Below are 20,768 nucleotides of genomic sequence, written 5' to 3' on the forward strand. Positions count from 1 at the left end.
CTGCCCGTCACGAGGACGCGGTTACCGGCGCCGGGAATACGGCGTGCCTCGATGAAACACTTCCCGCCCTCCCCCCCCCCCCCCCCTCCCCCCCCTCCTCCCCCCCCCCCCCCCCCCCCCCCCCCCCCCCGCCCGCTCATTTCGCACGTCCGACGGAAGGACCCCCGGTGGCCGCCTCCACCACGCTCGGCTCGTCGGCCGAGCCACCCCCGACACCTGGCTCGCCCGTGAGGCCCGACGGTCTCGGCAAGGCTCGTTCCAAGGTTCCGCTACTGCACCGGCTGGATGTGAAGGGTGCGCCGTACGCGTTCATCGCACCGTTCTTCGTCATCTTCGCGGCGTTCAGCTTCTACCCGCTGATCTACACCGCCTGGATCTCCCTGCATCAGGTCGAACTGTCCACGTTCGACGTCATGCAGTGGCGCGGCCTGGACAACTACACGGCGCTGCTCGGCGACGAGCGGTTCTGGAACGCGGTGCGCAACACCATCACCATCGGTGTGATCTCCACGGTTCCGCAGCTGCTCATGGCGCTGGGCATGGCGCATCTGCTCAACTACCGGATGCGTGCGTCGACCTTCTTCCGGGTCGCCGCCATCACCCCGTACGCCACCTCGGTCGGTGCCGCGGCGCTCGTCTTCACGATGCTGTTCGAGCGTGACTTCGGCATGATCAACTGGGCGCTCGGCCTCGTGGGCATCGACCCGGTCGACTGGGAGAACTCCACCGGTGCCTCCCAGACCGCCATATCCGCGATCGTGATCTGGCGCTGGACCGGCTACAACGCCCTGCTCTACCTGGCCGCCATGCAGGCCGTGCCGCTGGAGCGGTACGAGGCCGCTGCCATCGACGGGGCGAGCCGCTGGCAGCAGTTCCGCACTGTCACCGTTCCTGGCATCAAGGCGACGATCGTCTTCACCATCGTCCTGTCGACGATCGGCGCCACCCAGCTCTTCGGAGAGCCACTGATCTTCGGCCAAGGCCCCAACGGTGTCACCGGTGGCATCGACAACCAGTACCAGACGCTCGGTCTGCTGCTCTACGAAGAGGGCTGGAAGAACTACCAGATGGGCCGGGCGGCCACTGTGGCCTGGGCGATGTTCCTGCTGCTCGTTCTCGTCTTCGTCCTGCAGCGCGTCTTCTCGCGCCTGCGCAACCGCACGCACTGACCGGGGAGTTATGCCATGACCACCGATACCGCTCCGGTCCGCGGCGGCACGCGGGGGCGCACCAAGGTCGAGGGCTTCGCCCCGGCCCGCCCCAGGCGGCTGAGGCAGCGCGCGGGCCGACAGCACCACGCGGGACTCCTCACCTACATCCTGCTCGGATTCACCGCCCTGGTCTCGATCTTCCCGCTCTACTGGACACTGGTCGCGGCCTCCACCGACAGCAACCGGATCTCGCAGTCTCCACCACCCTTCCTGCCGGGGCCGAACCTCTTCAAGAACCTCTCCCGAGCCTGGACCGAGGCCGCCATGGGAAAGGCGATGATGAACTCGCTCATCGTCGCGGGCACCATTGCGCTGTCCACCGTGCTGTTCGCCACCCTGGCCGGGTTCGCATTCGCCAAGCTCCGCTTCAAGGGCCGCAACGCCCTTCTGATGATCGTCATTGGCACGATGATGGTGCCGCCGCAGCTCGGCGTGGTCCCGCTGTTCATGATGATGAGTGACCTCGGCTGGGGCCAGCAGTTGCCGTCGGTCATCTTCCCGACGCTGGTCAGCGCGGTCGGAGTGTTCTTCATGCGGCAGTATTTCGCCGAGGCGCTGCCCGACGAGCTCGTGGAGGCGGGCCGCGTCGACGGCGCGCACTCGCTGCGTATCTTCTGGTCCATCGTGATGCCGATCGCCCGCGCCCCCATGGCCGTCATCTTCATGATCACCTTCGTTCATGCCTGGAACGACTTCTTCTGGCCGTTCATCGCCCTGGACATGACCAACCCGACCGTGCCGGTCGCGCTCACGCAGCTGAGCGCCGGTTACGTTCGCGACCAGTCCCTGATCATGGCGGGCGCGCTGCTCGGCACGCTGCCGTTGCTGGCCATGTTCGTGGTCTTCGGCCGACAGATAGTCGGCGGCATCATGCAGGGCGCCGTCAAGGGCTGACCCCCGCACCGCCCCGCCTCGACTCGCTTCCCCCGAACCGCCCGTTCTCTCCGAGGAGCCCTTCATGTCATCCGCGCTCACGTTCCCCGCCGACTTCCTGTGGGGCACGGCGACCGCCTCGTACCAGATCGAGGGAGCCGCTCGGGAGGACGGCCGCACCCCGTCCATCTGGGACACCTATGCGCGTACCCCCGGCAAGGTCCTCAACGGTGACACCGGCGACATCGCCTGCGACCACTACCACCGTTGGGCCGAGGACGTCGACATCATGGCCGGCCTGGGCGTCAAGGCGTACCGCTTCTCGCTCGCCTGGCCCCGCGTTCAGCCGACCGGCCGAGGCCCGGCTCTGCAGAAGGGCCTCGACTTCTACCGGCGCCTGGCCGACGCCTTGCGTGAGAAGGGCATCAAGCCGGTCGCCACGCTCTACCACTGGGACCTCCCGCAGGAGCTGGAGGACCTGGGCGGCTGGCCCGCCCGCGAGACCGCCGAGCGGTTCGCCGCGTACGCGGCCCTCGCCGCCGAGGGCCTGCGCGACCACATCGACACCTGGACCACGCTGAATGAGCCCTGGTGCAGCGCCTTCCTCGGCTACGCGTCCGGCGTGCACGCACCGGGCCGCACCGAGCCGGTCGCCGCCCTGCGCGCCGCCCACCACCTCAACCTCGGCCACGGCCTCGCCGTCCAGGCGCTCCGGTCGGGGTTGCGATCGTCCGCCGAGGTGTCGGTGACGCTCAATGTGCATCACGTGCGTCCGCTCACGGACGCGCCCGGGGACACAGACGCCGCCCGGCGTATCGACGCGCTGGCCAACCGGGTCTTCACCGGCCCGATGCTGCGCGGCGACTACCCCGAGGACCTGTTGAAGGACACCGCGCCGCTCACCGACTGGTCCTTCGTCCAGGACGGCGATCTGACCGCGATCCACCAGCCGCTGGACTTCCTCGGAGTCAACTACTACTCGCCGACCCTGGTCTCCGAGGGCGACCCGGCACACGGCGACGACGGCCATGGCGCCAGCGCGCACAGCCCTTGGGTGGGCGCGGACCGCGTCGCGTTTCATTCCACACCGGGGGACAGGACCGCGATGGGCTGGACGATCGATGCCTCGGGCCTCGAGGAACTACTGCTCCGCCTCGACCGCGACCACCCCGGTCTGCCGATGGTGATCACCGAGAACGGCGCCGCGTTCCACGACTACGCGGACCCCGAGGGCAACGTCAACGACCCGCAACGTATTGCCTACGTCCGCGACCACCTGGCCGCTGTGCACCGGGCGATCTCCGCCGGCGCGGACGTCCGCGGCTACTTCCTGTGGTCACTGCTGGACAACTTCGAGTGGGGTTACGGCTACAGCAGGCGCTTCGGCATGGTCCATGTCGACTACCCGACCGGCACCCGCACCCCCAAGGCCAGCGCCCACTGGTACGCGAAGGTGGCTGCGACGGGGACGGTGCCGGCGTGAGTACTTGAGCAGGTCCTGCGGTCTCGCGACTGCGGCTGCATCGCGGGCGGCCTTGCTGCCAGGTTCGTTTGGCGGCTTGAACCGGATCAGTCGTGCCTGCGCAACGGCCGGCGGCGTCTTCTTGAAATGCATCACCCACATCGGGATGTACCTGTAAGGACGAAGATGATGTCGGCCTGCGCTCGACAATCAGTGTGCCGGTGTCGGCCTCGGGCACGCCCCGGGAGCTTCGTGACTACTGCAACCGTTGGCGGATGCGTTGCCGTGCCCAGAACGCTGAGACCGTGGGCACGATCGCGGGGCGTTCATCGCGGCCGGAGGCTCAGGAACCGGCCACGTTTGTGGGCGCGGTCCAGCCGGTAGCTCGGATCCATGCGGCCAGGTCCAGGGTGGCCGGCTCGATGGAGCGCACCACCGCGAGGTCCGTAGGGTTTTCCTCCGCCTTCGCGAACTGGCGGAACATCGCCCGGTCGAGGTCATTGGGAAGCACGCTCAACGGGAGGGTCTCGTACCGTGCCGGGAGCCCGGCGCGCGCGCCGAACGCCGCGGCGATCTGGGGGCCCGTCAGCTCGTCGCCGACGAGCTCGACGGCTCCGCCGGGCGCCTTCGCGATGTCGAGCAGGAGCGCGGCGGCGACCCGGCCGATGTCCCTGACCGAGATCATCTTCAGGGCGACGTCCTCCGGCAGCGGCAGCCTCAGCACGATCTCCCCATGCTCCAGGCTCGGTGCCATCACGCTCGCGAAATTCTCCATGAAGGCGGTCGCGCGAACCATCGTGGCCCTCAGGCCGGACTTCCTCAGGTGTTCCTCGATCCAGTGCTTCGAGTCGTGGTGCGGCACGCCCGACTCCCGGTCCGCTCCGAAGACCGAGTTGAACACGACGTGCGGGACGCCCGCCTTGGCCGCCGCGTCGACGAGCGCGGTACCGACGTGGATCTCCGCCTCGACCTCTTCGAGGTTGTTCGCCTCCGGGGTCATGAAGTAGAACCCCTCGACCGTTGCCAGCGCGGCGGCCAGCGACGCCGGGTCGTCGGCCCGGATGGCCGCCAGCTCGACGCCGCGGGCGGCCAGCGCCTGAGCCCGGTCGGACTGCGGGTTGCGGACCAGAGCCCGCACCCGCGCCTTGTGGTCCAGCAGCGCGTCGACCACCGCCCCGCCCTGTTGCCCCGTCGCGCCGAAGACTGCGATCGTGCCGGTCCTCTGTGTGTTCATCACTGCCACCCTTCATTAGTTCATGCCGTGAACGAAACTAGTTCACGGCATGAACTAAGGCAAGGGGTGGGTGTAGCGGGACCTCACGGTGTGATGGGTGGGTTCGAGGTGGGTGAAGAGAGGTCCGAGGTGTCCACGATGGCGGTGGCCACGCGCTCGAAGTCGCGCTGGTCGTCGGCGTCGAGGTTCCTCGCGATCTCGGGCAGGCGCTTGGTGATCTCGGCGTAAACGGCCTCGGCAAGCACCTTCCCCGTGGGCGTCGCACTGAGCATGACGATCCGCCGGTCCTGCGCCGAGCTTGCCCGGCCGACCAGATCACGCCGCGCGGTGCGATCGACCAGCTGGCTCAATGCGTTCTTGGTCATACCCAACGACGCGGCCAGGTCAGCCATCTGCCGCGGCTCGTTCCTGACTGCGCAGAGCAGCGTGGCCTGCGAGGAGGTCAGGTCGAACTCGGCGCAGATCTGCGCGTACTTGCGTTGAATCACGACCGAGAGCCAGAAGAGCTTGTCGCCATAGTCCACGCCGGCCTCCCCTGTCCGATAACGAACGATCAGCCTACTCGTCGCGGGTCGGCAGACCACGAACCGCTCCGGGTCTGCTGGAGGCTCGATTTCCTGAGGGATCGAGTCATGGCACCTCCGTCCTCCTACCCTGCTGAGCTTCGTGAGCGTGCGGTGCGCATGGGTGCGGAGATCCGCCCGAACTGCCCGACTGAGTGGGCCGTGATGAAGGCGGTCGCGGCCAAGCTTGGGATCGGCGCGGCGGAGACGGTGCGGACCTGGGTCCGCAAGACCGAGGTGGACGCCGGCAAGCCGGAGTAACGCCCGCGCGTATCCGCGTGATCTGTCCGATGCGCGCCGTGAGTGGAGCGAGCGGTACCGCCTGCCGGGCGGTTCGAACGCCGCGGCCGCGCCCTGGACTCCGACAGCCCGCCACGGCAGGAACTTGGCGAGATCATGAACGCGATCCTGTACCTGGGCCGTACCGGTTGCCGGCGGGCTTACCTGCGGCGCGACTTTCTGCTCGCGGGCGATGGCCTGGTGCCCGATGGCAGGACACGCGGGCGTTCCGCTCCTGCGCCACCGCGTCATCCTGATCGCCCACCTCCACCGCCGTTACACGGACCGGCCGACCACGGAACCCAGATGATCTACGCCTACGGAAACTTTGCCAGAGCCGCGTTCACATGTACGCCGGCAGCGGCGCGTTCACGGCGTGGCCGACCGAGTCCAGGTTCGACAGATCGACGAACGAAGGGCAATGCCTGCTGAGGATCATCTGAACCTGTCGGTGGGCTGGTTCGCCGATCCCGACTTCAGGCTTGCTGCGAAAGGGGGCGTCAGGTCGGGGAGGGGCTGGCGAGGGCGATGCGGACTGCCGCGAGCAGTTGTTGGTCGCTTGCTCCTGCCCGACGGCCGTTTTGGATGTAGGTGTGGGCGGCCTCTGCCAGTTGTGTCTCGTGGGAGCGTGTGGGGCGTGGAGCGACACGTGTTCCCGCTCCGCCGCGGCTGATGACGAGGTCGGCGGATTCGAGTTCCCGGTAGGCGCGAGCGATGGTGCCTGCTGCCAGGCCCAGGTCTGCTGCCAGCTGTCGTACGGCCGGGAGTCGGTCGTTCTCGGCCAGGTGTCCGCCGAGGATGAGGTCGGTCAGTTGCAGCCGCACTTGTTCGTACGGGGGCACGGGGCTGGAGGTGTCCACCCGTACTGTCGGTTGGTTCACGCGGCGGCGGTCTTCCGTGCGGCGGACAGGCGTGCCAGGCGGGCCAGGAGGTAGATGAGCGCGGCTGCGGATCCGGCGATCAGGAGGTAGGAGGTGACCTGGAAGGGCAGCAACCCGGGGGCGTTGCACGGGGCGGTGGTCACTACGTCGGCGTAGGCGTTGGCCAGCAGGGCGGAAGCGAGCAGCGATGAGGCCACCAGGCATCCCCATGCCAGGGTCACCGCTTCGGTCGAGGCCGCGCGCAGGGCGTTGTCCATCGTGCGCGATGTCGAACTCGCCGGAAGCGCGGGCCTGGCCGCGATCTCACGTGCGGCAAGCAGGCACACACCCCCTCCGCCGACGACCGAGACCAGTACGCCCAGGGCCGGCGACAGGGCCGCTCCTGGAATCTCCATGACGGAGTCGTTCGGGCAGGTGTAGCTGAGGAGGCTGCCGGTAGCGGTCATCCGGTCGGTCACTGTCATCAGGGCGGCAACCACTGCGGCCTGGGCCAGTAGGAGCAGCCCGAGCATCGGGCCGTAGCGCCGGGGAAGGTAGTCCCGCACGCGGCGAGGCGTCAGTTCCGCTGTGCGGATCGCCCCGTCGGGGCGTGTGATGAGGAGTTCACTGACCAGGACAGCGGCTAGAACGCAGGCGCCGAAGACGGGGCCGGCCAGCCAGGGGTCGGGGCCGCCGTACATGAGCACGACTGCGGTGATCAGGCCCACGACCAGGCCGACTCGTCGCCAGTTTGCCGCGCGCCGGTGATGTTGCTCGAGCACGCCCGCGAGTTGAGGCTCTCCGCGGCGCCCGGTGCACAGAACCACCAGCGTCCCTATGGCGAAGGGAGCCGCCAGGGTTGCGTTGAAAGGCAGGGACACTGGACCTCCAGCACTTGTATCAATTCCTTGATACAAGTTGTCGCACGAAGATCGATGTGTCAAGTGGTTGATACAAGTGCTGGAGGTCTCGGGTATCGCTGGCGCAACGCAACGGTCCGTACGGCCACTGCCGTAGCCGTAGCGCCGGTACCGATCAGATGCGGCACCGGGTGTGCAGGGCGATGGGTGCCTCGCTGCACGGGGTGGCCACGGTCATCGACAGTCAGTCCGTCAAGGCAAGAACCGGACCCACGCCAACAGCGGCTCGTGCACGCGGCTCTTGGTCTGGCCCCGGCCGGGGCACTACACCGTCGTTCAGCACCAGGCCCTCGTCGGGCAGAGCGCGCCGGACGGCCGACGTGAAGTCACCCTCTACTCACCCTCTACTCACGCTCCGATGGCAGTGCGGAGGATGAGGGCCGCGAAGTGACCTGCCACGCCCGCGGGACCCTGCCCGGCGGAGACGTACGCCGTGCGGTTGCGCGGTTTGCTCCGGACGGTGAAGGGCGGCTCTGGTGGAGCCGACCTCGAGGTGGCGACCGACGACGAACTCTTTGCAGCACTCGACAATGAACTCGGCAGGTAGGCATGGACAACGAGCAGAAACTTCGCGACTACCTCAAGCGGGCGACGGTCGATCTGCGGGCGAGTCGTCAGCGGGTGCAGGAGCTTGAGGAGCGCGCTCATGAACCGATCGCGATCGTGGGCATGGCGTGCCGGCTCCCGGGTGGCGTTGCTTCCCCGGCTGACCTGTGGGAGTTGCTGGGTGCCGGACGGGACGCGGTCGGTCCGTTTCCGGAGGGCCGTGGCTGGGACCTGGAGGGTCTCTACCATCCAGACCCCGGGCACCTGGGGACTTCGTACTGCCGCGAGGGCGGTTTCCTGTATGAGGCGGACTGGTTCGATGCCGAGTTCTTTGGCATCAGCCCCCGTGAGGCCGCGGCGATGGACCCTCAGCAGCGGCTGCTCCTTGAGTCGGCCTGGGAGGCCTTCGAGCATGCGGGTATCGACCCGACCGCGCTGCGGGGGACTCGTACCGGGGTGTACGCGGGTGTCATGTATGACGACTACGGGTCGCGGGCCCCGAAGGAGCCCGAGGATTTCGAGGGCTACCTGCTGACCGGCAGCGCCGGCAGCATCGCGTCGGGTCGGTTGTCCTACACCTTCGGTTTCGAGGGGCCGGCGGTGACGGTTGATACGGCGTGTTCGTCGTCGTTGGTCGCGCTGCACCTCGCCGCGCAGTCGCTGCGTCATGGGGAGTGTTCGATGGCGCTCGCCGGTGGTGTGACGGTGATGGCGACGCCGGGTACGTTCGTGGAGTTCTCCCGGCAGCGCGGGCTGGCGCCGGACGGGCGCTGTAAGGCGTTCTCCGCTTCGGCGGACGGTACGGGCTGGGCCGAGGGTGTCGGTCTGCTGGTGCTCGAGCGGTTGTCGGACGCGCGGCGCAACGGGCGCCGGGTGCTGGCGGTGCTGCGTGGCTCCGCGGTGAACCAGGATGGTGCGAGCAGTCAGCTGACCGCGCCGAACGGGCCGTCGCAGGAGCGGGTCATCCGGGCTGCGCTGGCCGACGCCCGGCTGTCGGCGTCCGAGGTGGATGTGGTGGAGGCGCACGGTACGGGCACCAAGCTGGGGGATCCGATTGAGACGCGGGCTCTGGTGTCCACGTACGGGCAGGGACGCGAGGAGCCGTTGTGGCTGGGCTCGCTGAAGTCGAACATCGGTCACACGCAGGCTGCGGCGGGTGTCGCGGGTGTCATCAAGATGGTTATGGCGATGCGTAACGGGGTCATGCCCGCGACGCTGCATGTGGACGAGCCGACCCCGGAGGCTGACTGGTCGGCGGGCACGGTGCAGCTGCTGACGCGGGCTCAGCAGTGGCCGGAGCTCGACCGTCCGCGGCGGGCGGGTGTGTCGTCGTTCGGGATCAGCGGGACCAACGCGCACGTCATCCTCGAAGAACCATCGGCACTTCCGGAGCAGCCGGAGTTGGCGGGCACTGCCGGCACGGACACCGCTGCCGAAGCGGCCGCCGAGGCCCCGCGGGCTCCCGGCGCCCCTGCCCGCGAGCTGCCCGCCGTACCCGTCCTGGTCTCCGCCCGCAGCGAGGCCGCCCTGCGCGCCCAGGCCGGCCGCCTGCGCGCCCACTTGATCTCCGAGCCCGGTCTCACCGTGACCGACGTCGCCTTCTCGCAGGCCACCACTCGCGCCCACCTGGAGCGCCGAGCCGCCGTCGTCGCTACCGACCGAAGCGCGCTGCTGGCCGGCCTGGCCGCGCTGTCCGCGGCCGAGCCCGCCGCCCACGTCTTCCAGGGCCGCCCCGGTGGAGACGAGACCGTGTTCGTTTTCCCGGGTCAGGGCGCCCAGTGGGAGCGGATGGCCGTCGAACTCCTCGACTCCGAGCCCGTGTTCGCCGAGGAGATCACCGCGTGCGGCGAGGCCCTCGCCCGCTACGTGGACTGGGACCTCGAGGACGTCCTGCGCGGCGCCCCCTGCGCGCCGACCCTGAAGCGCGTCGACGTCGTCCAGCCCGCACTCTTCTCCGTGATGGTGTCCCTGGCGAAGCTGTGGCGTTCCCACGGCGTCGAGCCCTCCGCCGTCGTCGGCCACTCCCAGGGCGAGATCGCCGCCGCCTACGTGGCGGGCGGCCTCAGCCTCGACGACGCCGCCCGTGTGGTCGCCCTGCGCAGCCGTGTCGTACGCGAACGCCTCACCGGGCACGGCGGGATGATGTCGGTCCTGCTGCCCGTGGATCGCGTCGAGAAGTATCTGGAGCGGTTCGACGGCCGGATCTCGGTAGCCGCCGTCAACAGCCCCGGCACCGTCGTGGTCGCGGGCGAGCCCGCCGCACTCGACGAGCTCCAGTCGGTCTGCGAGCAGGACGGGGCCCGCGCCCGCCGCATCCCCGTGGACTACGCCAGCCACTCCGTGCAGGTCGAGAGCGTCCAAAAGGAGCTGCTGCGGCACCTGGCCCCGATCACCCCGCGCAGCGGCACGATCCCCTTCTACTCCACCACCCGCGGCGAATTCCTCAACACCACAGAGCTCGACGCTGCGTACTGGTACCGCAACCTCCGCGGCCGGGTCGGCTTCGAGCCCGCTGTCCGCGCCCTCGTCGGCAACGGCGCGAAGCTCTTCGTCGAGCTCTCCCCGCACCCCGTCCTTACCATGGCCGTCGACGAGACCATCCAGGACCTCGACGCCACCGACCACGTCCGGTCCGTCGGCTCGCTGCGTCGCGGCGAGGGCGGCCCGGCCCGCTTCGCCACGTCCCTCGCCGAGGCCCACGTCGGCGGGGCCTCCATCGACTGGCACACCCTCTTCGCCGGTACGGGTGCAGAGCGCGTCCAGCTCCCCACCTACGCTTTCCAGCGCCAGCAACACTGGGTGGCCCCGAGTACCGGCACTGGCGACGCCACCGCCATCGGACTCGGCTGCCTCGACCATCCGCTGCTGTCCGCCACCGTCCAGGTCGGCGACCGTGACGAGTGGATCTTCACCGGTCGTCTCGCTCGTACCTCGCAGCCCTGGACCGAGGACCACGCCATCCTCGGTACGGTCCTGCTGCCCGGCGCTGCCCTGGTGGAGGCCGCCCTTACCACGGGCCGCCAGGCGGGCACGCCCGTACTCGACGATCTCGTGCTGGAGGCGCCGCTCGTCCTCGACGAGGACTCCGCCCGGCAGCTCCAGATCACCGTGGGGCGCCTCGGCGAGGACGGCCGCCGTGAACTCGTCGTCTACTCGCGCCCCGAGACCTCCGAGGAGGACGGGGACCGCCCGGTCACCCGTCACGCCCAAGGCTGGCTCACCGCCGACGCCGAACCGGCACCCGCGTTCCCGGCCGCCTGGCCGCCCACCGGAGCCCGGCCCGTCGCCGTGGACACCCTCTACGCCCGCCTCGCCGAGGCCGGTTACGACTACGGTCCGCTCTTCCAAGGCGTCCGCGCCGCCTGGAGGGTGGGCGCCGACATCTGCACCGAGATCTCCCTGCCGGAGGACGCGCGCACCGAGGGCTTCACCCTCCACCCGGCCCTCCTGGACTCCGCCCTGCACGGCGGCCTCCTCGACAAGGAGCCCGGCGCCACCGCCGATCTGCCGTTCTCCTGGTCCGGTGTCCGTGCTGGCCCCGCTGCCGGCGTCACGCGGGCCCGGGTGCGGATCAGCCCCGCCGGGGACTCCGCACTGCGCATCGCCCTCGCCGACGAGGACGGTACCCCGCTGCTGAGCGTGGAGACCATGGCCTTCAGACCCGTGGACCTGGCCCAGCTGGAGTCCGCCCAGCGCGGGGGCCGGAACTCCCTCTACCAGCTCGACTGGCTGCCCGTACCGGCCGCCGCTGGGGCCCCGGCCGCCGACCCCGCCGGTGTCGCCGTCCTCGGCGAGCTCGCCGCCGCCCCCGCGGAGTGGGACCGCCACCCCGACCTGACGGCCCTGGAGAAGGCCCTCGCCGAGGGCGCCCCGGTACCCGGGACGGTCCTCGCCGCCCTGGACGCCGACCCGGCGGCCGACGCGGCGAGCACCGCGGAGTCGGTGCACGCGAGCGCCGCCCGCGCCCTCGTTCTGCTCCAGCAATGGCTGGCGACGGAGGCCTTCGCCGACTCCCGGCTGGTCGTGGTCACCCGGAACGCCGTCACCGCAGGCAGCAGGGCGCCCGAGCTGGCGCAGGCCCCCGTGTGGGGGCTGGTGCGCAGCGCGCAATCCGAGCACTCGGGACGGTTCGGCCTCATAGACCTCGACTCCGACGGCGACCGGGCCGCCGGGAGCGAGGAGAACACCCTCGACTGGGCTGCGCTGACCTCCCTGGACGAGCCGCAGATCGCGGTCCGGGCGGGCGAACTCCTCGTACCCCGGCTGGGCCGTGCCGAGCTCTCCGCCCTCGCCGGGGACACCTGGCGGCTGGGCGTGACGCGCAAAGGCTCGCTGGAGGGCCTGGCGCCGATGTCCTCGGACGCCGACCGGCCGCTCGGTGTCAACGAGGTGCGGGTCGGGGTCCGGGCTGCGGGCCTGAACTTCCGCGACGTACTGATCGCCCTGGGCATGGACCCGGGTGAGGCCCCGCTCGGCAGCGAAGCCGCCGGCGTGGTCCTCGAAGTCGGCTCCGCCGTCACTGACCTGGCCCCCGGGGACCGGATCATGGGCCTGATCCCGGACTCCTTCGGACCCAGCGCGATCACCGATCGTCCCATGATCGTCCCCATGCCCGACGGGTTCACCTTCGCCCAAGCCGCAGCCATACCCATCGTCTACCTGACTGCCTACTACGGCCTCGTCGACCTGGCCAACCTGCGTGCCGGTGAGCGGCTGCTGGTCCACGCGGCCGCCGGTGGCGTCGGCATGGCCGCCGTACAGATTGCCCACCACCTCGGCGCCGAAGTCTTCGCCAACGCCTCCACACCGAAGTGGGACGCCGTCCGCGCCCTCGGCGTGACCGATGACCACCTCGCCAACTCGCGTGACCTCGCCTTCCGCGAACACATCATCACCGCGACGGACGGCAGCGGCGTAGACGTCGTACTCGACGCACTCGCAGGCGAGTTCGTCGACGCCACCCTCGACCTCCTTCCCCGCGACGGCCGCTTCATCGAAACGGGTAAGGCCGACATCCGAGACCCCGAGGTCATCGCCGAGCAGTACCCCGGAGTCCGCTATCGCTCCTACGACCTGTTCGAAGCGGGACCCGACCGCATCCAGGAGATGCTCCGCGAGATCGCCGCCCTCTTCGAACAGGGGACCCTCGCCCACACGCCTGTCCGCACCTGGGACGTACGCCGCGGACAAGACGCCTTCCGCTACCTCCACGAAGGCCGCGACACCGGCAAGATCGTCCTCACCGTCCCCACCCCCTTCGACCCCAACGGCACCATCCTCATCACCGGCGGCACCGGCGGCCTCGGCGCCCTCTTCGCCAAGCACTACGCGAAGACGTACGGAGCCAAGCACCTCCTGCTCCTCAGCCGCCGCGGCATGAACGCCCCCGGGGTCGCTGAACTCGCCGCGGAGCTCGCCGAACTCGGCGCCCAGGCCGACATCGTCGCCTGCGACGTCACCAACCACGCCCAACTCGCCAAATCCATAGGCGCGTTGGAATACCCCCTGACCGCCGTGGTCCACGCCGCGGGCGTGCTCGACGATGGACTGGTGGAGGGACTCACCCCCGAACGGCTCGACCGTGTGATGCGGCCCAAGGTGAACGCGGCCCTGCACCTGCATGAGCTGACGGCCGGTCTGGAACTCTCCTCCTTCGTCCTGTTCTCCTCCGTAGCCGCCCTCATCGGCAGCCCCGGCCAGGGCAACTACGCCGCAGCGAACGCCACCCTCGACGCCCTCGCCGCCCACCGCCGCGCCCTCGGCCTGCCCGCCACCTCCCTCGCCTGGGGCCTGTGGGCCGACGCCACCGGCATGACCGGCGAGCTCGACGCCGCCGAACTGGCCCGCGTGGAGCGCATGGGATTCGGCGGCATCTCCAACGAACTCGGCCCGGAACTCTTCGACCAGGCCCAGAAGTCGGACGCCGCACTCGTGGTGCCCGTACTCTTCGAGCAGGCCGCGTTGCGCGCCCAGGCCCGGGCCGGCCTGCTGCCCGGACTGCTGCGCAGGCTCGTCAAGGTGCCCGCCCGCCGCTCCGACTTCGGCGCCGGCTCGCTCGCCCAGACCCTGGCCGCGGTACCGCAGGAGGAACGGGAGCGCGTCGTACTGGACCTCGTACGCGGCCAGGTCGCGGCCGTGCTCGGACACTCCTCACCCGATGCCATCGAGCCCGAACGTGCCTTCAAGAGCCTCGGGTTCGACTCCCTTGCCGGTGTCGAACTGCGCAACCGCCTCACCCAGGCCACCGGGCTGCGCCTGCCCACCACCCTGGTGTTCGACCACCCGAACCCGACCGCCGTCACCCGCTACCTGGTCCCCCTGGCCACCGAAGGCGCCGCCACCGGACACCAGTCCTCCGAAGAGGACCGGATCCGCGAGGCCGTCGCCGCCATCCCGCTTGGCCGTCTGCGCTCCGCGGGCCTGCTCGACGCCCTCCTCGAACTCGCCGTCGGCGACCCGGAGGAGACCGGGCAGAGCGCCGAGGTCTCCGAGTCCATCGACGAGATGGACGTCGAGGCCCTCATCCGCATGACCCAGGAGGACGCGGCGTGAACGCCACACCCATCAGGGCCCGGGCGGCAGCCGCAGCACGACCGTACAAGGAGCGTTAGCACCCATGGCAGACCAGAAGGACCTCATCGTGGCGCTCCGCAAGTCTTTGAAGGAGACCGAGCGCCTCCGTCTCCAGAACCGGCGGCTCCTCGGCCAGTCCACGGAACCGCTGGCCATCGTGGGCATGAGCTGCCGCTACCCGGGCGGGGTCGCCTCGCCCGAGGAGCTGTGGCAGCTGGTCGCGGAAGGCCGCGACGCCATCACCCCGCTGCCGGACGACCGCGGCTGGGACCTGGCGAACCTGTACGACCCCGACCCCGAGCAACTCGGCAAGGTGTACGCCACCGGCGGCGGTTTCGTCGACGGCGTCGGTGACTTCGACGCGGGCTTCTTCGGGATCAGTCCTCGTGAGGCCCTCGCCATCGACCCGCAGCAGCGCCTCATCCTCGAGGCCGCCTGGGAAGCCCTTGAGGACGCGGGTATGGACCCCACCTCCCTGCGCGGTTCGAACACCGGTGTGTTCTGCGGCGCCCTGGCCTCTGACTACGGCGGCCAGATGCCGTCCGAGCTGGAGGGGTTCCGCCTCACGGGCAGCGCTGCCAGCGTCCTTTCGGGCAGGGTGTCGTACACCCTGGGCCTGGAGGGCCCGGCTGTCTCCGTGGACACAGCCTGCTCCTCCTCGCTCGTCGCCCTGCACCTGGCGGCGCAGTCCCTGCGCTCGGGGGAGTGCTCCCTGGCCCTCGCCGGCGGCGTCACGGTCATGTCCGGCCCGTTCCTGCTCACCGAGTTCAGCCGCCAGCGCGGCCTCGCCGCCGACGGGCGCTGCAAATCGTACGCGGCCGGAGCGGACGGTACGGGCTTCTCGGACGGCCTGGGTCTGCTGGTCCTGGAGCGCCTCTCGGACGCCCGCCGCAACGGCCGCCGCATCCTCGGTGTCATCCGGGGCAGCGCCGTCAATCAGGACGGTGCCTCCAACGGCCTCACCGCTCCCAACGGTCCCTCGCAGGAACGCGTCATCCGCCAGGCTCTCGCCAACGCCGGGCTCGAGGCCAAGGACGTCGACCTCGTCGACGGTCATGGTACGGGCACCCGGCTCGGTGACCCGATCGAGGCGCAGGCGCTGCTGGCCACCTACGGCCAGGGCCGCGAGAACGGTCCGCTGCGGCTGGGCTCCATCAAGTCCAACATCGGCCACACCTCCGCCGCCGCCGGCGTCGCCAGCGTGATCAAGATAGTCATGGCGATGCAGAACGACACCATGCCCGCGACCCTCCACGTGGATGCCCCGTCCCCGCAGGTGGACTGGTCGGCGGGTGAGGTGCGCCTGCTGGCCGAGGCCGAGCCCTGGCCGGCCGCCGAGAATCGTCTGCGCCGCGCGGGCGTCTCCTCCTTCGGCATCAGCGGCACGAACGCACACCTGATCATCGAGGAGCCCCCGGCCCGCCCGCCCGCCGAAACCACGGGGACCACCGGGACCGGGCAGAGCCCGGCCGAGCTGCCGGTGATCGTGACCGGCCGCGACGTGCCGGCGTTGCGTGCTCAGGCGGAACGCCTTCGGGGGCATCTGGCGGCCCGGCCCGAGTCTGGACTGTTGGACACCGCGTACTCCGCCGCGACCACCCGTGCTCACCTGGAGCACCGTGGTGTGGTTGTTGCTGGTGGTAGGGGGGAATTGCTTGCGGGGCTCGCGGCGCTGGCTGCCGGGGAGTCCGGAGCCGGTGTGCTGCGGGGGCGGCCGGTGGGTGGCAAGACCGCCTTCCTGTTCACTGGGCAGGGTGCGCAGCGCGCCGGGATGGGTCTGGAACTCGCTGCCGCCTACCCGGTGTTCGACGCCGCGCTCGACGGGGTGTGCCGGGAGCTTGATCCGCTCCTGGGCCGTTCGCTGCGCGAGCTGCTTGCCGCGGAGGACTCGACGCTGGATGCCACCGAATACACCCAGGCCGCGCTCTTTGCCATCGAGGTTGCTCTGTTCCGGCTCGTGGAATCCTTCGGGATCCGGGCTGACTACCTGATGGGGCATTCGGTCGGTGAGATCGCTGCCGCGCATGTCGCGGGTGTTCTCTCCCTCGCGGATGCGTGTGTGCTGGTTGCCGCGCGTGGCCGGCTGATGGGCGCACTGCCTGCCGGTGGTGGTATGGCCGCTGTGCAAGCCGAAGAGTCTGAAGTTGTCGAGGCTCTGGCCGGGTGTGAGGGCCGTCTGGAGATCGCCGCGGTCAACGGGCCTGGTTCGGTTGTGGTTTCCGGTGATCTCGATGTTCTGGACCGGTGGCTTCCGCGCTGGGAGGATCTCGGCCGTAAGATCACCCGCCTGCGGGTCGGTCATGCTTTTCATTCTCCGCGTATGGAACCGATGCTCACCGAGTTCCGGAAGGTCGCCGAAGCGCTGACTTTCAGTCGGCCGCGCATTGCGGTTGTCTCGAATGTCACTGGTGAGGTCGTTACCGATGCGCTGACCGACCCCGGCTACTGGGTCCAGCACATCCGCAACGCCGTCCGCTACCAGGACGGCGTACGCACCCTCCACCGCGAGGGCGTCACCTGCTACCTGGAACTCGGCCCCGACGGCATCCTCACTGCGCTCACGCGTCAGTGTCTCGATGGCGACGACAGTCTTGTTCTCGCCCCAGCGCTGCGCGCACGCCACTCCGAGACCAGTGCCTTCGCCACCTTCCTCGGGCACGCCCACACCGCTGGCGTCCCCATCGACTGGAACGCCTACTACGTCGGCACCGGCGCCCGCCCCATCGATCTTCCCACCTATGCCTTTCAACACGAGCGCTACTGGCTCTCGCCCGGCTCCGGCAGTGGCATGGGCGACGTCACGGGCGCCGGGCTCGGGCAGGTGGATCACCCGGTGCTCGCTGCCTGTGCTCAGATCGGTGACCGGGACGAGTGGCTCTTCACCGGCCGCATCTCCAGCGAGACGCTGCCCTGGGTGGAAGACCACGTCGTCCTCGGATCCGTCATCGTCCCCGGCACCGCGCTGGTGGAGCTGGCGCTTGCCGCGGGACACCGCGTCGGGACGCCCGTACTCGACGAGCTGGTCATGGAGGCGCCGCTTCTGCTGGACGGGAACACCGTCGTTCAGCTCCAGGTCGTCGTCGGGCAGAGTGCGCCGGACGGCCGACGTGAAGTCACCCTCTACTCACGCTCCGACGACAGTGCGGAGGGCGAGGGCCGCGAAGTGGCCTGCCTCGCTCGTGGAACCCTGTCCGCCGAGACGGAGCAGCCGGTGGTCTGGGCGGAGCGGTGGCCGCCTGCCGGGGCCGAGCCCTTCACGGCCGAGGCACTGTATGACCGCCTCGTCGGTATCGGATTCGACTACGGACCGGTCTTCCAGGGCGTGCAGGCCGCCTGGCGTGCCGAGGACGCGGTGTACGCCGAGGTTGCCCTGCCCGCGGGGTATGCCGAGACCGCGGGCGGATTCGGCATACACCCCGCTCTCTTCGATGCCTCTCTGCACAGCGGTCTGGACTGGCTGCTCCAGGGCGACGCACCCTCGGTAGGACTGCCGTTCTCGTGGGCGGGCATACGGCTCGGCGAGACTGGCCGGGCCTGGGAGCGAGTGCGGGTACGGATCGGCTCGGCCGGTGAGAACGCGCTCCGTGTCGACGTCGCAGGAGAGCAGGGCGAGCCCGTCGTCAGCGTGGCGGAACTCGCCTTCCGTCCAGTGGACCGGGAACAGTTGGAGGCGGCCCAGGGCGGTCGTCAGAACTCTCTGTTCCGGATCGATTGGACGGCCGTACCCGCCTCCCGTGAGGTGGCGAGGACCGAAGTCGCCGTGCTGGGCGGGGAGTACGGGGATCTGGCCGCGCTCGGCACCGCGGTGGCAACGAGGGAGCTGGCGCCGGAGTTGGTGGTCACGGTGGTGGAGTCCACCGGTGCCACGGCCCGAGAGGTCACCCAGTGGACCCTCGCTCTGCTTCAGCAGTGGCTGGCGATGGAGGTTTTCGCCGACTCTCGGCTGGTCGTGGTCACCCGGAACGCCATCACGACGGCCGAGGGCGAAGTCCCCGAGCTGGCACAGGCCCCGGTCTGGGGACTGGTCCGCAGCTCTCAGTCAGAACACCCTGACCGCTTCCTCCTTATCGACACCGAGGACGGCACCGACACCACCACCCTCGACTGGGCCGCTCTCGCCGGCCTCGACGAACCCCAGCTCGCCGTCCGTGCCGGAGGACCCCTGGCCCCCCGCCTCGCCCGCGCTGACACGGCCGCGGTCACCCCACGCCCCACCCTGGATCCGGAGGGCACGGTCCTGATCACCGGTGGCACGGATGGTCTGGGCGCGCTGTTCGCCAAGCACTATGCGAAAGCGTACGGGGCCAAGCATCTGCTGCTGCTGAGCCGCCGCGGCACCGCCGCGCCCGGGGTCGCGGAACTCGTCGCGGAGCTCGCCGAACTCGGCGCCCAGGCCGACGCCGCCGCCTGCGACGTCACCGACCGCGCTCAACTCGCGGCCCTCATCGGCTCGCTGACACGCCCGCTCACCGCCGTCGTCCACGCCGCCGGGATCCTCGACGACGCCACCATCGAAACCCTCACCCCCGAACGGCTCGACCGTGTGATGCGGCCCAAGGTGGACGCGGCCCTGCACCTGCATGAGCTGACGGCCGGTCTGGAACTCTCCTCCTTCGTCCTGTTCTCCTCCGTGGCCGCCCTCATCGGCAGCCCCGGCCAGGGCAACTACGCCGCAGCGAACGCCACCCTCGACGCCCTCGCCGCCCACCGCCGCGCCCTCGGCCTGCCCGCCACCTCCCTCGCCTGGGGCCTGTGGGCCGACGCCACCGGCATGGGCGGAACCCTCAACGAGGCCGAACTCGCCCTCCTCGCCCGCATGGGCTTCACCGCCCTCCCCACCGAACTCGGGCTCGGCCTCTTCGACCGGGCGCAGCAGACGGGTGCCGCCCTGCTGGCACCCGTTCTGTTCGACCAGTCGGCCCTGCGCGACCAGGCCCGCTCCGGACTGCTCCCCACCCTGCTGCGCGGACTCGTACGGATGCCCGCACGCCGCACCCAGGCCGCCAACGGCTCCTTCACCCAGCGTCTCGCCGGCGTCGCGGAGGAGGACCGTTCGCATCTCGTCCTGGAGCTGGTACGGACCCAGGCCGCCGCCGCACTCGGCCACACCTCAGCAGCCACGATCGACCCCGGCCGGGCCTTCAAGGATCTGGGCCTCGACTCGCTCGGCGCCGTCGAACTCCGCACCCGCCTCACCCAGGCCAGCGGCGTACGACTCCCCGCCACCCTCGTCTTCGACCACCCGACCCCCCAGGCAGTGGCCGAGTTCCTCCTCACCGAGACCGACGACACCCTCACCACCGCGGGCACCTTCGACGAGGTCCCGGTGTCCCTGGCGGCGGCCGTGCCGAGTGGTACGGAAAGCCGGTCCGGCCTGGGCACCCTGGGTACCCTGGTGCGCCACGCACACACCTCGGGTTCGATCCAGCACACGGTGCCGCTGCTGATCGAAGCCTCGCGCTTTCAGAGCTCCTTCGCCTCCGCGGCGGAGCTCGGGGACGCTCGTGGATACGTCGTCCAACTCGCATCCCGCCAGGCCGCGGACAGCGCCGACGACACGGACGGGAGACGGCTGAAGATCGTCTGCGTTCCGTCCTTCGTGGTCGGCTCGGGCCCGCACCAATTCATGCGGTTCGCGGCCCATTTCGAGGATCGGCGCGACGTCTACGTCTGCACGCTACCCGGATTCCGCGGCGGAGAGCCCGTACCGGCCAGCTGGGAAGCGGCCACCGAGGTCCTCGAGCAGGCTATCCGGCAGGCGGTGGGCGAGGACCCCTTCGTCCTCGTCGGACATTCCGTCGGAGGGGTGGTCGCCCGCTCCCTCGCGGCTCGGTTCGAGGCCTCCGGGGACTCCCCGGTGCCCGTCGTGATGATCGATACCGCTACCCCGGACGGCGAGGAGGAGACCAACCAGGTTTTCTCGATGGTGATGACGGAAATCCTGAGCCGCGAGGACAAGGCCATCGTCGTCGACGACGCCAACTGGCTCTCCATGGGCACGTACATGAGGCTCCTCGCAGAGCGCCCGGCTACCCGCATCACGTCCCGCAGCCTCCTCATCCGTGCCGGTGAACTCTTGGGTGACAGCGGGCAGCCCTGGCCGGCCTGGGAGATCGCGGACGATGAAGTAGAAGTCACTGCCGACCATTTCACCCTGATCGAGTCGGCCGCCGCGGACACGGCAGACGTTACGGAAAAATGGATCAGGGCATGAGCCCGCACTGCACCACGGGTCAGTCAACGCCGG

The 20,768-nt window shown here is 69.9% G+C and carries 8 protein-coding genes and 2 pseudogenes; 6 read left to right on the plus strand and 4 right to left on the minus strand.

Features of this window, described 5'->3' with window-relative positions:
* Window positions 1-167: 167 nt before the first annotated feature.
* The 3 genes from ACZ45E_RS37750 (at window position 168) to ACZ45E_RS37760 (ending at window position 3,567) form a co-directional block, all read left to right on the plus strand.
* Entirely contained in the window at window positions 168-1,169 is a 1,002-nt protein-coding gene (locus tag ACZ45E_RS37750; protein WP_468230474.1) for a carbohydrate ABC transporter permease, read from the plus strand.
* A 15-nt stretch (window positions 1,170-1,184) separates the two neighbouring features.
* Window positions 1,185-2,105, plus strand: coding sequence for a carbohydrate ABC transporter permease (locus ACZ45E_RS37755; protein ID WP_468230477.1), 921 nt, complete (start codon window positions 1,185-1,187; stop codon window positions 2,103-2,105).
* Between the two features lie 64 nt (window positions 2,106-2,169).
* Entirely contained in the window at window positions 2,170-3,567 is a 1,398-nt protein-coding gene (locus tag ACZ45E_RS37760; RefSeq protein WP_468230479.1) for a GH1 family beta-glucosidase, read from the plus strand.
* A gap of 322 nt (window positions 3,568-3,889) precedes the next feature.
* Here ACZ45E_RS37760 and ACZ45E_RS37765 read toward each other — a convergent pair whose 3' ends face one another.
* Window positions 3,890-4,780: an NmrA/HSCARG family protein gene (locus ACZ45E_RS37765; protein ID WP_468230482.1), complete on the minus strand. Its 891-nt coding sequence runs from the start codon at window positions 4,778-4,780 to the stop codon at window positions 3,890-3,892.
* A gap of 83 nt (window positions 4,781-4,863) precedes the next feature.
* A complete protein-coding gene (locus ACZ45E_RS37770) occupies window positions 4,864-5,304 on the minus strand; it encodes a MarR family winged helix-turn-helix transcriptional regulator (protein ID WP_468230485.1) in 441 nt (146 codons plus the stop codon).
* A 108-nt stretch (window positions 5,305-5,412) separates the two neighbouring features.
* Between ACZ45E_RS37770 and ACZ45E_RS37775 the strand changes: the two are divergent.
* Window positions 5,413-5,595, plus strand: a pseudogene (locus ACZ45E_RS37775) (IS3-like element ISMyma3 family transposase); the annotation flags it as partial.
* 527 nt (window positions 5,596-6,122) lie between these two features.
* On the opposite strand, the gene ACZ45E_RS37780 reads toward ACZ45E_RS37775, so the two are convergent.
* Together ACZ45E_RS37780 and ACZ45E_RS37785 are read right to left on the minus strand one after the other, a co-directional pair.
* Window positions 6,123-6,503: a GntR family transcriptional regulator gene (locus ACZ45E_RS37780; protein WP_468230488.1), complete on the minus strand. Its 381-nt coding sequence runs from the start codon at window positions 6,501-6,503 to the stop codon at window positions 6,123-6,125.
* Window positions 6,500-7,264: a hypothetical protein gene (locus ACZ45E_RS37785; RefSeq protein WP_468230490.1), complete on the minus strand. Its 765-nt coding sequence runs from the start codon at window positions 7,262-7,264 to the stop codon at window positions 6,500-6,502. The genes ACZ45E_RS37780 and ACZ45E_RS37785 overlap by 4 nt, the downstream gene beginning before the upstream one ends.
* Window positions 7,265-7,951: 687 nt before the next feature.
* On the opposite strand from ACZ45E_RS37785, the gene ACZ45E_RS37790 reads away from it, so the two are divergent.
* Window positions 7,952-14,500 carry an SDR family NAD(P)-dependent oxidoreductase gene (locus ACZ45E_RS37790; RefSeq protein ID WP_468230491.1) on the plus strand — a complete coding sequence of 2,183 codons (6,549 nt, stop codon included), beginning with the start codon at window positions 7,952-7,954 and terminating at the stop codon, window positions 14,498-14,500.
* A 163-nt stretch (window positions 14,501-14,663) separates the two neighbouring features.
* A pseudogene (locus tag ACZ45E_RS37795) lies at window positions 14,664-20,735 on the plus strand (type I polyketide synthase); the annotation flags it as partial.
* Between the last annotated feature and the right edge of the window lie 33 nt (window positions 20,736-20,768).

The sequence above is a fragment of the Streptomyces sp. NPDC030991 genome (genome assembly GCF_055571235.1).

Coding starts and splice junctions, on each gene's coding strand:
- ACZ45E_RS37755 (WP_468230477.1), top strand. CDS start 1,185: ATGACCACCGATACCGCTCCGGTCCGCGGCGGCACGCGGGGGCGCACC.
- ACZ45E_RS37760 (WP_468230479.1), top strand. CDS start 2,170: ATGTCATCCGCGCTCACGTTCCCCGCCGACTTCCTGTGGGGCACGGCG.
- ACZ45E_RS37765 (WP_468230482.1), bottom strand. CDS start 4,780: ATGAACACACAGAGGACCGGCACGATCGCAGTCTTCGGCGCGACGGGG.
- ACZ45E_RS37790 (WP_468230491.1), top strand. CDS start 7,952: ATGGACAACGAGCAGAAACTTCGCGACTACCTCAAGCGGGCGACGGTC.